The following is a 13,611-nucleotide window of genomic DNA, read 5'->3' as shown; positions in this document are numbered from 1 at the left end:
AGGAACGCCTATGAAAATCGCGCTCGCCATAATGCTTATATGCCTGTTTGCGCTCGGGTGCGTCGCGCTTCCCGCGCCGCGTACTCACGCGAAGGCGGAGGAGAAGCCCGACGCCTACGAGGGCTACGATTTCACGCCGTTTCCGGCGTTTGAACAGTTCGATAAGTCGGAGCTTTCGCAGCTGTATATGACGGGTTTTGATACGCGCACCGCGGACTTCACCGACGAGCTCGCCGGGCAGGGTATCCCGCGCGCGCTGAAGCTCAACGTATTATCGACCGGGCTGAAGGTGGTTTCGACCTCGCGCCACCTGCACGTCAAGGACGAGCTTTTTTACGACGGACTGGCCGACGTCGGCGGCAAGACCTTCAACGGCGGAATTGATATGAGCGCGTACGACGGTTTTATGTTCCGCGTGGACGGCTACGCCGACGACGTGGTCGTGATCATGCGTCATTCGCCCTGCGGCGGTCCATACGGCTTCGAGGGCGATGCGGAGCATCAGGCGATCTACGACCAATACGGCATCGGTCCGTACTACCGCACGTCAACGCTGTTCCCGGATAAGAACGGTTACGTCAAGGTGGAGTTCGGAGTCCTGCACGGCGGCTACGTCTGGTGGGAACAGGGGAGTCTTCGCGAGGAATTCTCAAAGTTCAACTCCATAGACATAATATTCGGCAATCAGAAGATAAACACCGGAGCAACCTATTACATATCCGACTTCAAGTTCTATAAGGAGCCGCCGTCCGGCAGAGGGCTCGATGAGCTTATAACGAAGCTCGAGGAATACGACGCCGACGGCAGTTACGCTTCAGAGCTCGCGACGGCGAGAAACGTTCTCGCGAACGGCACCGAAGCGCAGAAAAAAGAGCAGGTCAGAACGCTGACTCTGCTTCTCAAACCGGTATTGCTCCGCGAGCTTTACGTCAATTCGTATAACTCTATGAAAGACCGCATAACCGCGTCCGGCTACTCGCCGACGTCGGTAACGGGGCTTTACGACGGCATGTTCGTGCGCGACACGTCGATACAGTCGCTGATGCATACCAATCAGGGCGACACCGACCTTTCGCGCCGCCTGCTCAACTACGTCCTCGGGGTATACCGCTACAGCGGCATGGAGTTTCCGACGCATATAATCTCCGACCTGCGAGAAACCGAATACGGCAACAACGCCGGCGCGGGTCCGGGACAGTACAGCGCTCTGATAAAGCTCGGCGGAAGCGCTTACGCCTCGCAGGAGATAAGCGGCGCCGACGCGACGGTGACCTCTGTCGGCGTGTGGATGTCGCGCAGAAGGGGCGCCCGCGGTATGGTAAACGCAGAGCTGAGCCGCGACGGCTTCACCGTCGGAAAGGTGAAGCTCAAGGCCTCGGAGCTGCCCGAGTCAAAGGGCTACGTCGTGTTTGAATTCGGTCTGCCGCTTAACCCCGTCACGACCGGAAACTACACGCTGACAGTATCCGCGCCGGACTCCGACGAAGACAGCGTGGTGTGGTACGGCCGCAAGAATTACAAGGGACTGATAACGAAGGTCAACGGCGTCGCGATAAACGGAGAAGCGTCCTACGAGGCGTTCAAGACGGACGCCAAGTTCTGGAGCGATGAGGCGCAGACGGATACCATCCTCGTGCTCGCGCACGCGTGGTTCGCCTACGCGAACGCGGCTCCGGGAACGCCCGAGGACGCGGAGTTCATCGCGCAGTCCTATCCGATAATCAAGCAGTACGTCAACGCCTACGTTGAAGGCGGCTTCATAGACGGCGAGCTTGATCTCATCCGCAACGACTACCTCGAGCACACCCGCGACGGAAGGAAGTGGGAGTGCTACGACCTGATAACCAACGCCTACGCCTCGCAGGTATTCCACGAATTCGCGGAGTTCGACTCCGCGCTCGGCAACGCCGAAGAAGCGGCGAAGTGGAACGCGCTCTCCGAGCGCATCCGCGGCGGGATCAACGAAACGCTCGTCACCGAGGTCAACGGCAAGCGCGTTTACGCGGAGCTGATCGATATCGCGAACGGCGATAGATTCATCAAGGGTATGTCGTGGGTTAATCTCGCTCCGATCGCGGCCGGATGGTACGGCATGGACGAGCAGATAATGAGGGATACCTTCGCGGCGTACCGCGAGATCGCTTCTGTCAACTACGGCGCGTACCCGATGCTCGACGCCTGCTATTATATGGACAGCGGCCGCTACGGCAACCACGTCATCGGCAAGGGGTATTCGTGGGAACTGATGTTCAGCGCGGCTATAGGCGATACCGCGCGCGTCGACGAAATGACCGAGTTCATGCTCATGAACTCTCCGGCGAGCAATATGTACCCGGAGAGCTGGTGGTACCCGAACAGGTTCTCCGACGTCGGCAACCAGGAGCACTCCTCGTGGATCGCCTACGCGATGGCGACGGTGTATCCGGAGCTGAAGGACGCCGTCCGGCGTCCGGAGGGCGACGTTGACGGCGACGGCGAAGTCACCGTTACCGACGCGCTCGCCTCGCTCCGCATGGCTATCGACCCGAAGGAATACTACGATTCCGAAAAGCGCCTCGCCGATATTGACGGCGACGGCGAAGCGACTGTTTCAGACACGCTGCGCATCATGCGCCGCGCCGCGAAGCTCGCGTAGCTCCGCATATAACAGTTATTCTTCCGCGAAGGCGGATAAAAAATAAAAGGAGTAGACAACAAATGGAAAAGAAAAGCAAATCCAAGCTCATCAGACTTATAATCGCGCTCGTCGTGCTCGGCGCGATCGTCGGCATCGGCTACGCGACAAAGGTCTTCAGCTTCGACTTCAGCGGCGTTGAAATCAGCGGCAAGGTCATAGTCAAGCTGCTCGTTATGATCTTCGGCGTCATCGTTGTCGAATCGCTGCTCGCGTTCATCCTCTCGATCCCGAATCCGAAGAGCCACCGCGCGCGTTCCGTGCTCTCCGTTATCTCCAGCCTGCTGAAATACGTGGCGGCGATAGTCATTATCTGCTGGGGCCTCTCCATTATCGGAGTCAACGTCTCCACGATAGTCGCCAGCGTCGGCATTTTGGCATTGGTCGTCGGCTTCAGCGCCGAGAGCCTGATCGCGGACGTCGTCACCGGCGCGTTCATGATCTTCGAGAATCAGTATAACGTCGGCGATATCGTCGAGATCGACGGCTTCCGCGGCACCGTTACGAACATCGGCATCCGCACCACCTGCATCACCGATCCCGGCGACAACGTCAAGATAGTCAACAACTCCGCGATAAAGACGATCCTCAACCGTTCCGACAGACTCTCCCGCAGCGTCAGCGACATCGCGATCCCCTACGGCACCGACCTCGAGAAGCTCGAGGTCGCCATCCCCGCCCTTATGGAAGAGATCTATAACAACCACACCGATATGATGAAGCTGCCCCCGAAATACCTCGGCGTCCAGCAGCTCGCGGACAGCTCCGTCGTGCTCCGCTTCGTCGTCAACGTCGACGAAAAGGACCTTTACGCCGGAGCCCGCGTGCTCAACCACGATCTGCTTCTCGGCTTCCGCAAGCTCGGCGTCGAGTGCCCGTTCCCGCAGGTCGACGTTCACTCTTATTGATGATTGCGAGTTGATTGAATCGTGAAAAAGTTTTATGACAGCGAGTTTCACTTCTCGCCCGAAGAAAACGAGCTTGCGCGCACAGTCAACGACGTCGAGGAGCTGGCGAATCCGTTTTACGACGACTGCCTGATATCCAAAGAGCCGAAGCGCGTGATATACGACGAATACAAGCAAGGCAGCGGAGCCCTCGCCGACGACCGGAAGGACGGCAGGCGCGCGCGGCTGAAGAAGCTTATGCTTATGCAGGCGGCGTCCGTTCTGGCGATAGTGTCTGTGGTGACCGCCGCCGCGGGCGCGGACCCGCTCGGCAGCAACTCGCTTTTCGGAGGCGGCTCGTCCGTGACTCCGTCGCCCGGCGGTTCCTCGATCGTAACTCCGGTCACGCCTGCCGCGACGGAGGACGACACCGTCTTCCCGACGCTCGGCAATCTCAACCCCGATTTCGCCGGCGACTACGCATGGAGCGGCACCGGAACGGCGAACTCCGAGGAATACGTGCGCTTCTACTCTAAGGGCGACACTCGCTACACCTATCTTGTGATGGGCGGCGCGTGGTCGAAGATGGGCGTCTACGAGGACGACGGCACCTTCAGCCCGAACACCCTCGGCAGCAGCCCGAACGCCGTCTACGATAAGGAGACCAACACCCTCACGCTGACGAATTTCAACGCCTCCGTGCTCGATATGAACCTCATGGGCAACGGCTTCACCGTGAAGCTGGAGGGGGATAACTCCCTCGATCAGCTCGTGCTCTGGGGCGCGATGTACGGCGGCAGCGTGACCTTCACCGGCGACGGCTCGCTCACGCTCGGCAAGGCGGGCGGCGTAAACTACGGCCTGCTTATCAACGGCGAGAACAGCCAGTCCTGCGTCATGGTCAAGAAGGGCGTCAAGCTCGATATCTACGGCACCGACGGCGCGATAATAGTCGGAGACAGCACGATGGATCCCGCGATCTACGTTTCCGATTATCTCACGCTCACCGGCGGCGAGATAACGAGCGTAAAGAACGAGAGAGGCGCCTACGACTGCACCGTGCTCGGTGCGGACGGCAACCCCGCCACCCACGTTACCGTCGAATGACCTGACGGATAATAACAAAAAAGCTCCGGACTCGACTGAGTCCGGCGCTTTTCGTATGCGGTTTTATTCGTAGTCGACGACGTCGGCCCAGCGGTGGAGGAATTCGCGTTCGTCGGCGTTGCCCTTGACGCTCTGCGAAGCGGCGACGATGGGCAGCCATTTCTGAACGTACTGCCTTGCGGTGTCGCTCTTATCGCAGAAAAGGCGCATATACTTCTCCGCGAGCGCATCCTGCCCTTTCAGGCAGAAGAGCAGGTACGTCCGCGCCGCGTCGGCGGAGGCGTTGCCCTGCGTGGCGTGCGACCAGTCGAGGATATACGGCTCGCCCTCCGGCGTGATGATGATATTGGAGGGGCGGAAGTCGCCGTGACAGAGCTTCTTGTGCTTCGGCATCGCCTCAAGGCGCGTGTGAAGCTCGTAGCGCACCGTCGCGGAAAGGTCGGTCTCGCTTATCTTGCGGTTCATCTTGTCTTGCAGCTTATTGAGCAGCGGGCAGGTCTGCGCGTGCATTTTGAGCTGGAGGTCGACGAAAAGCGCGAGGTATTCGTCCTCCTTATCAGGGTGTTCGTCCATAAGCTGCGCGAGCGTTTTGCCCTCGATGAACTGCGAAACGATCGCCCATTTGCCGTCGATGACCGTAACCTCGAGCACCTTCGGTATATTCAGTCCGGTCTCCTCGACGCGCGCCTGGTTGAGCGCCTCGTTGAGGATGTCGGCTTTGGAAAAGTCGCTGTCGAAGACCTTTAAGCAGCGGTCGCCGTCGCGGTAGACCGTCTTGTTTTTTCTGACTGCGATGATCTCGTTAAGGTTCATACGCTCCTCCTTTACGCTTTGGCGCGGCGCGCGGGCTTCTTCGCGCCGGGGGTTTCTTTTTCGGTGAAGTGCCTGCCGTAATAGGCGTTGAGGTACATCTGCTTTATCTCGCTCATGAGCGGATAGCGGGGGTTGGCGCCGGTGCACTGGTCGTCGAACGCCTGCTCGGTCATCTCGTCGAGCCGGTCGAGGAAGTCCTTTTCGTCAATGCCGTAATCCCTGATGGTCGGCTTGATCCCGACTCTCGCTTTGAGGGCGTTGACAGCGGCGATGAGGTTCTCGAGCTTTTCGGAGTCGTTACTGCCGCCGAGCCCGAGCGCGTCGGCGATCTCGGCGTAACGCGCGAGCGCGTGCGGGTGCCCGTACTGCGGGAAGGTGCCCATCTTCGCGGGCGCCTCGGCGGAGTTGAAGCGGAGCACCTCTTCTATCATCAGCGCGTTTGCGACGCCGTGCGCGATATGGTGGAACGCGCCGAGCTTGTGCGCCATCGAATGGCATACGCCGAGGAAGGCGTTGGCGAACGCCATTCCCGCCATCGTCGCGGCGTTGGCCATCTTTTCGCGGGCCTCTACGTCGTTCTGCCCGTCGTCGTAAGCGCGGGGCAGGTACTTGAATATGACCTGCAGCGCCTGCTTCGCAAGGCCGTCCGTGTAGTCGGTCGCCATAACGGAGGCGTACGCCTCGAGCGCGTGCGTGACCGCGTCGATGCCGGAGGCGGCGGTCAGTCCCTTAGGAGCGCTCATGTGGAAATCGGTGTCGATTATCGCCATATTCGGCAGCAGTTCATAGTCCGCGAGCGGGTATTTGACTCCCGTCGTTTCGTCGGTGATGACGGCGAAGGGAGTGACCTCGGAGCCGGTGCCTGCGGAGGTCGGGATCGCGATGAAATACGCCTTTTCGCCCATCTTCGGGAAGGTGTAAACGCGCTTGCGTATGTCGATGAAGCGCATCGCCATATCCATGAAGTCGGCTTCCGGATGCTCGTAGAGCACCCACATTATCTTAGCGGCGTCCATCGCGGAGCCGCCGCCGATCGCGATTATGCAGTCGGGCTTGAAGGCGCTCATCTGCGCGGCGCCCTCCTTTGCGCTCGCGAGTGTCGGATCGGGCGCGACGTTGAAGAAGGTCGCGTGCGCAAGGCCGAGCTCGTCGAGCTTGTCGGTCACGGGTTTGGTGAAGCCGTGCTCGTAGAGGAAAGCGTCGGTCACGATGAAGGCGCGCTTTCTGCCGAGCGTGTTTTTGAGCTCGTCAAGCGCGACGGGCGTGCAGCCTTTTTTGATATAAACCTTTTCGGGAGCTCTGAACCAAAGCATATTCTCTCTCCTTTCGGCGACGGTCTTGATATTCAGCAGGTGCTTGACGCCGACGTTTTCGCTGACGCTGTTGCCGCCCCAGGAGCCGCATCCGAGCGTAAGCGAAGGCGCGAGCTTGAAGTTGTAAAGGTCGCCGATCCCGCCGTGCGAGGAGGGGGTGTTGACGAGCACGCGGCAGGTCTTCATCCTCGCAGCGAAGGCGTCGAGCCGGTCGCGGCAGGCGGTTTCGTCGAGATAGATCGAGGAGGTGTGGCCGTAGCCGCCGTCGGCGATGAGGCGTTCCGCCTTCGCGAAGGCGTCCTCGAGGTTTTCCGCCTTATACATCGCGAGCACCGGCGAGAGCTTTTCGTGCGCGAATTCTTCCGAAAGCTCGACGCTTTCGACCTCGCCTATGAGTATTTTCGCGCCCTCCGGCACCTTGACTCCGGCGAGAGATGCGATCGTGAAGGCGCTCTGTCCGACGATTTTGGCGTTCAGCGAGCCGTTGATGATGATCGTCTTTCTGACCTTTTCGAGCTCGCCGCCCTTGAGGAAGTAGCAGCCGCGGCGCGCGAATTCATCCTTGACCGCGGTGTAGACCTTTTTGTGAACGATGACCGACTGCTCGGAGGCGCAGATCATTCCGTTGTCGAAGGTCTTTGAGTGGATGATGGAATTGACCGCGAGGATAACGTCCGCGCTCTCGTCGATGACCGCGGGTGTGTTTCCGGCGCCGACTCCGATCGCGGGCTTGCCGGAGGAATACGCCGCCTTGACCATTCCGGGGCCGCCGGTGGCGAGGATGATGTCCGCCTCCTTCATCAGCAGGTTGGTCATATCCAGACTCGGCGCGTCGATCCAGTCGATGACGCCCTTCGGAGCGCCGGCGGCTTCCGCGGCTTCGCGGATGAGGCGCGCCGCCTCGGCAGTGCAGTTCTTCGCGCGCGGATGCGGGCTGATGATTATCGCGTTGCGCGTTTTCAGCGCGATCAGGCATTTGAAAATCGCCGTCGAGGTCGGATTCGTGGTGGGGATGACCGCGGCGACGACGCCGAGCGGCTCGGCGACGCGCGTGATCCCGAAGGCGGGGTCGCGCTCGATAACGCCGCAGGTACGGGTGTCCTTATATGCGTTATAGATGTATTCGGCGGCGTAATTGTTTTTGATGACCTTGTCTTCAACGACGCCCATTCCGGTCTCCGCGACCGCCTGCTTCGCGAGCGGCAGCCGCGCCTTGTTCGCGGCGGAAGCGGCGGCGGCGAATATCCTGTCGACCTGCTCCTGCGTGTAGGCCGAGAAGACGCGCTGCGCTTCTCTGATACGCGCTATCGCTGCCTCCAGCGCCTCGACGCTGTCTATGGGAACTCTTTCGTTCTTGCTCATAAGATTTCCTCCGTGGGAATTATTTTACACAACCGTATTATAACCCAAGAAACGCGAAACTGCAACCCGCTGAGGCGTATAATTTAATTTAATATCCGCTCCGCAAATGGACAAAATACACAAAACCGCGCTCCGCTGTTGCGTTTTCGGCAAAAAGGTGGTAAACTGTATAAGTTACAGAATATAAAGCATACCGGAGGTAAACCGCAATGAGCGAATGCACACACGATTGTTCCACCTGCGCGAGCAACTGCGCGTCAAGGCAGGAGCCGCAGGATCTGAAAGAAAAACTCAACGACCTTTCCGAAGTCAAAAAGGTCGTCGGTATCGTCAGCGGCAAGGGCGGCGTCGGCAAATCGCTGGTAACGTCCCTGCTCGCGACGGTAATGAAGCGCCGCGATTATCAGGTCGGCATCCTCGACGCCGACGTTACCGGCCCCTCGATACCTAAGACCTTCGGCATAAAGGGCAGGGCGCAGGGCGACGAAAACGGCCTCTATCCCGCCGAGTCCGCTACGGGCGTTAAAGTTATGTCCGTCAACCTGCTGCTTGAGAACGACAGCGACCCCGTCGTCTGGCGCGGTCCCGTCATCGCGGGCATAGTCAAGCAGTTCTGGTCGGACGTCGTCTGGGGCGACGTGGACTTTATGTTCGTCGATATGCCTCCCGGAACGGGCGACGTGCCGCTGACGGTGTTTCAGTCGCTGCCCGTCGACGGCATTATCGTCGTCACTTCGCCGCAGGAGCTGGTCGGAATGATCGTCGAGAAGGCGGTCAAGATGGCCGGCCTGCTCAACGTCCCCGTGCTCGGCGTCGTTGAGAATATGTCCTACTTCGAATGCCCCGACTGCCACGGAAAACACAGCATCTTCGGCGAGAGCCGCATTGACGAAACCGCGAAGAAGCTCGGCGTCGACACCGTTTCGCGCATTCCGATAAACCCGAAGCTCGCCGCCGCCTGCGACAAGGGCGCGATAGAGCTTTTCGAGGGCGACTGGCTCGACAATATCGCCGACAAGCTGGAGAAGATCTGACCGCTCCGCGAAAGGATTATTTGAAAGCAGGTGAGTTTATGAAAGCATATCTGAAAATAGTATCTCTTATTCTGATGAACTATTTATTAGTTGCGATAGGTGCGGCATTCCATTTTCTCGGTGCAGGCGCATGGATATTTCTGCTTGTCGGTCTGTTTGCACTTGCTTATGCCGATTTTCGTTTTTCGGAAAAACTATCGGGGCTTATAATTTTGTTTTTGAATTTATTATTGTCGAACACTATTGCAATTCAGCTCTCCTATTTGTTATACAATATAACAAATGGTATAAGAGAAGATCCGGAAGGAGATTTGCTCGCTTTAATGGCTCTGTCTGTCGGTATCATTATAACGCTTACGCTTTTCGGTATGGCGTGTTATATAAAGAGCAAAAAGTTGAAAGAAACGGAAAGCAAGGTCGTCATATAAACGTATGCGGTTTTCGCCAAGATAGAAACCGGCTGACAATTCTACGCATAAAGAGGTTGCTATGAGCAGAAAAGTTGAAGAGAGCGCCGCGGCGAAGCGGCTGCTGGAATACGTCAAATACCACACGACGAGCGACGAGGACAGCGAAACGTCGCCCTCGACCGCGCGGCAGTTCAAGCTTGCGGAGGCGCTGCGCGACGAGCTTATCGCGCTCGGCGTTTCAAACGTGCGCATAAGCGAGTATTGTTACGTTTACGGCGAAATACCCGCCTCCGCCGGCTGTGAAAACGCGCCCGCGATCGGCTTCATCGCGCATATGGACACCTCGCCGGACGCTTCCGGCGAAAACGTCCGCCCGCGCGTGTGGGAGGACTACGACGGCGGCGACGTCGCGATAGGGAACGGACTGACGCTTTCCGTCCGCGACTTCCCGCACCTGAAAGGGCTGGCGGGGCGCACGCTGATCACGACTGACGGAACGACGCTGCTCGGCGCTGACGACAAGGCGGGAGCCGCCGAAATAATGACGCTCGCCGAGCGCGTTTTGAAAGAGAATATCCCGCACGGGAAGATCTGCATCGGCTTCACGCCGGACGAAGAGGTCGGCAGAGGGCCGGATCACTTCGACGTCGAGGGCTTCGGCGCGGACTTCGCCTACACCGCGGACGGCGATATGGAGAACTGCATCGAGTTCGAGAATTTCAACGCCGCCGCGGCGAAGGCCGTCTTCACCGGCAAGAGCGTGCATCCCGGCACGGCGAAGAACGTTATGGTCAACGCCGCGCTGCTCGCTACGGAGTTCAACGCCGCGCTGCCGAAGGGGCAGACGCCGGCGGATACCGAGGGCTACGAGGGCTTCTGGCACCTGACCGATATGCAGGGCGACGTTTCGTCCGCCGTGCTGCAGTACATAATCCGCGATCACGACGCGGCTTCTTTCGCCGCCCGCGTGAAAACGCTTGAAAGTATAGCCGCCGATATGAACGCCCGCTACGGCGAGGGAACGGTCAAGCTGACCGTCCGCGAGCAATACCGCAATATGCGCGAGCGCATCGAGCCGTGCATGCACCTGGTCGAGAACGCTGAAGCGGCGATAGCGGAGGGCGGTATGACGCCGGTCCGCAAGCCCGTCCGCGGCGGCACGGACGGCGCGCGCCTCTCCTTCATGGGCCTGCCGTGCCCGAACCTCGGCACCGGCGGAAACGCCTTCCACGGCCCCTACGAGCACGCCACGGTCGAGGGCATGGACGCCGCCGTCTGCACGCTGGTCGGCATAGTGAAACGCTACGCCGCGTTAAAAAAATAGAACGCCGGATATACGCAAAAAAGCACCCCGCGAGGGAGACACTTCGTAAGGAAGTGCCTCCTTCACGTTTGAACACGAGATAATTGACCGCGCTAGGCAGCAATGGTACAATGATCGAAACAAATCGGGATTTATCTTAGAGATAATTGATGGACGAGAATTACCAGAATATATGACAATGAATAAGGGGAAGATATGTGGCTGATCATGGCGGCTTTGTCCGCGCTCTTTGCCGGACTTACGGCGATACTTGCGAAATGCGGGATCAAAAAGACTGATTCAAACGTGGCGACTGCTCTGCGGACGGTCGTTGTACTCCTTTTTGCCTGGATCATGGTGTTTATCGTTGGCTCTGCTGGAACAATCACGGAAATATCGGCAAAATCTATTATCTTCTTAATTCTGTCCGGCCTTGCGACAGGAGCCTCGTGGATCTGCTATTTTAAAGCCCTGTCCGTCGGCGATGTGAACAAGGTCGTTCCCGTCGATAAATCCAGCACGGTTCTGACAGTGCTTATCGCAATCATCCTTTTCAGTGAGACAGAACATCTGGTGGTCAAGCTGATCGGTACTGCACTTCTTGCGGCAGGCGTGTTTCTGATGATCGAAAAGAAGAAAACTGAAGCAAAGGACACAAAGCGCACGTGGCTGCCCTACGCAATCGGTTCCGCTGTTTTTGCTGCCCTGACCTCTATTCTGGGAAAGATCGGCATAACGGATGTAGAATCAAATCTCGGGACGGCGATCCGTACAGGTGTTGTTCTTGTTATGGCTTGGCTGATCGTCTTCGTTAAAGGCAAAGGTGCTGAACTGAAAAATACTGATTCCAAAGAACTTGTATTCATAGCTCTGTCCGGGATTGCCACAGGCGCATCATGGCTCTGTTACTATTACTCCATACAGAACGGAGTCGTCAGCGTTGTCGTACCGATCGATAAGCTCAGCATTATCGTTTCCGTCGCTTTTTCCTATTTCGTATTCAAAGAAAAGTTGAGCAGAAAGGCGCTTGCCGGGTTGATTCTGATCGTTGTCGGCACTTTGGCGATGGCGATCTGGGCATAGGAAACAAATATCAACAAATTCCGGTTTGCCGAACAGGCCTTCTGTTGTCCGAAGTTATAACGAGCATCGGATTTGCCCCACAAAAACCAAGCGTCAAAACAGGCGTGACCGCAATGGTCACGCCTGTTTCATATCCTTTTGAGCCGGGTGATGCCTCCTCAAGGCAACATCCTTATGAAGTGTCTCTTGAGGGGTGCTTTTTTTGACGCCGTGATTCAGTTTTTGACCTTCTCGAGTATCTCCCGCGCGACGAAGACGCCGCTGGCGGATGCGTGCGAAAGCGAGTGGGTGACGCCGCTGCCGTCGCCGATTATATAGAGGCCGTCGTATTTCGTTTCGAGCTTCTCGTTCAGCTCGACCTCCATGTTGTAGAACTTGACCTCGACTCCGTAGAGGAGCGTGTCGTCGTTCGCGGTGCCGGGCGCGATCTTGTCGAGCGCGAAGAGCATCTCGATAACGCCGTCGAGTATGCGTTTGGGGAGCACGAGCCCGAGGTCGCCGGGCTCAGCCTTCAGCGTCGGCGTGACGAAGCATTCGTCGATGCGCTTCTGCTTGCTGCGCCTGCCGCGCATCAGGTCGCCGAGCCGCTGGACTATAACGCCGCCGCCGAGCATATTCGAGAGGCGCGCAATCGATTCGCCGTAGCCGTTGCTGTCTCTGAACGGGTCGGTGAAATGCTTTGAAACGAGCAGCGCGAAGTTGGTATTCTCCGTCTGCTTGGCGGGATCGTTGAAGCTGTGACCGTTTACCGTCACTATGCCGTTGGTGTTCTCGGTGACGACTATGCCGTGCGGATTCATGCAGAAGGTGCGGACTTTATCCTCGTATTTCTCGGTGCGGTAGACGATCTTGCTTTCGTAGAGGTCGTCTGTGATATGCGAAAACAGCGTCGCGGGCAGCTCCACGCGGACGCCGATGTCGACGCGGTTGGACATCGTGGGGATATCGAGCTCGCGGCAGACCTGCTCCATCCACTTGCTGCCGCTTCTGCCGACGGAGACTATGCAGCGGCCGCACTCGAACTCTTTGTCCGCGGTCGTCACGCGGAAACCGCCGTCCGCGGCTTCGATGTGCTCGACCGGCGTTTTGAAGTAGAAGTCGACGCGCTCGTCGAGATACTTATAGAGGTTTTCCAGAACCTTATAGTTGACGTCCGTGCCGAGGTGGCGGACGGAGGCGTCGAGCAGCTTCAGCTCGTTCTGGGCGCATATCTTTTTCAGCTGCGTATTCGCGGTGGAGTAGAGCTTCGTGCCTTCGCCGCCGTAGGCGAGGTTGATGCCGTCGACGTACTTCATCAGTTCGATGGCCTTCTCCTTGCCGATATACTCGTGCAGCGTGCCGCCGAAGTCGTTGGTGATGTTATACTTGCCGTCGGAGAAGGCGCCCGCGCCGCCGAATCCGCTCATTATCGAGCAGTTCTGGCATCTCACGCAGGTCTTGACCTTGTCGCCGTCGATGGGGCAGCGGCGCTTGCTGAGCACGTTGCCCGCCTCGAAGACGGCGACCTTCAGCTCCGGGGCGTTCTTTACCAGCTCGTAGGCGGAGAATATGCCGCCCGGTCCCGCTCCGATGATTATCACGTCATATTTCATATTTGTTTGCTCCTTTCGGGAACGAAGATTATT

10 protein-coding genes are annotated in these 13,611 nt (G+C 58.1%); 7 read left to right on the top strand and 3 right to left on the bottom strand.

All coding sequences use genetic code 11. The features are described from left to right. The first annotated feature begins 10 nt into the window (after positions 1-10). The 3 genes from J5441_02625 (at position 11) to J5441_02615 (ending at position 4,668) form a co-directional block, all read left to right on the top strand. Positions 11-2,635: a hypothetical protein gene (locus tag J5441_02625; protein MBO4934049.1), complete on the top strand. Its 2,625-nt coding sequence runs from the start codon at positions 11-13 to the stop codon at positions 2,633-2,635. A gap of 62 nt (positions 2,636-2,697) precedes the next feature. Further along, positions 2,698-3,582, top strand: coding sequence for a mechanosensitive ion channel (locus J5441_02620; GenBank protein MBO4934048.1), 885 nt, complete (start codon positions 2,698-2,700; stop codon positions 3,580-3,582). 21 nt (positions 3,583-3,603) lie between these two features. Continuing rightward, positions 3,604-4,668: a hypothetical protein gene (locus J5441_02615; GenBank protein ID MBO4934047.1), complete on the top strand. Its 1,065-nt coding sequence runs from the start codon at positions 3,604-3,606 to the stop codon at positions 4,666-4,668. Positions 4,669-4,731: 63 nt separating this feature from the next. Here J5441_02615 and J5441_02610 read toward each other — a convergent pair whose 3' ends face one another. Beyond that, positions 4,732-5,481 (bottom strand): phosphotransferase, encoded by a 750-nt coding sequence (locus tag J5441_02610; GenBank protein MBO4934046.1) that lies wholly within the window; start codon positions 5,479-5,481, stop codon positions 4,732-4,734. 11 nt (positions 5,482-5,492) lie between these two features. Further along, positions 5,493-8,156: a bifunctional acetaldehyde-CoA/alcohol dehydrogenase gene (adhE, locus tag J5441_02605; GenBank protein ID MBO4934045.1), complete on the bottom strand. Its 2,664-nt coding sequence runs from the start codon at positions 8,154-8,156 to the stop codon at positions 5,493-5,495. Positions 8,157-8,365: 209 nt separating this feature from the next. Between adhE and J5441_02600 the strand changes: the two genes are divergently transcribed. The 4 genes from J5441_02600 (at position 8,366) to J5441_02585 (ending at position 11,986) form a co-directional block, all read left to right on the top strand. Then, a complete protein-coding gene (locus tag J5441_02600) occupies positions 8,366-9,190 on the top strand; it encodes an Mrp/NBP35 family ATP-binding protein (protein MBO4934044.1) in 825 nt (274 codons plus the stop codon). Between the two features lie 38 nt (positions 9,191-9,228). Then, positions 9,229-9,618: a hypothetical protein gene (locus J5441_02595; GenBank protein ID MBO4934043.1), complete on the top strand. Its 390-nt coding sequence runs from the start codon at positions 9,229-9,231 to the stop codon at positions 9,616-9,618. A 61-nt stretch (positions 9,619-9,679) separates the two neighbouring features. After that, the gene (gene pepT / locus J5441_02590) at positions 9,680-10,924 is read left to right on the top strand and encodes a peptidase T (protein MBO4934042.1); all 1,245 of its coding nucleotides are present in this window, start codon (positions 9,680-9,682) and stop codon (positions 10,922-10,924) included. A gap of 195 nt (positions 10,925-11,119) precedes the next feature. Further along, positions 11,120-11,986: an EamA family transporter gene (locus tag J5441_02585; GenBank protein MBO4934041.1), complete on the top strand. Its 867-nt coding sequence runs from the start codon at positions 11,120-11,122 to the stop codon at positions 11,984-11,986. Positions 11,987-12,201: 215 nt separating this feature from the next. Here the strand turns inward: J5441_02585 and J5441_02580 are convergent, their stop codons facing one another. Next, a complete protein-coding gene (locus J5441_02580; GenBank protein MBO4934040.1) occupies positions 12,202-13,578 on the bottom strand; it encodes an FAD-dependent oxidoreductase in 1,377 nt (458 codons plus the stop codon). Positions 13,579-13,611: the final 33 nt, after the last annotated feature.

The organism is Clostridia bacterium, from assembly GCA_017620395.1.
Taxonomy (GTDB): Bacteria; Bacillota; Clostridia; order Oscillospirales; family RGIG8002; genus RGIG8002.
This window is presented reverse-complemented; position numbering and strand designations above follow the sequence as displayed.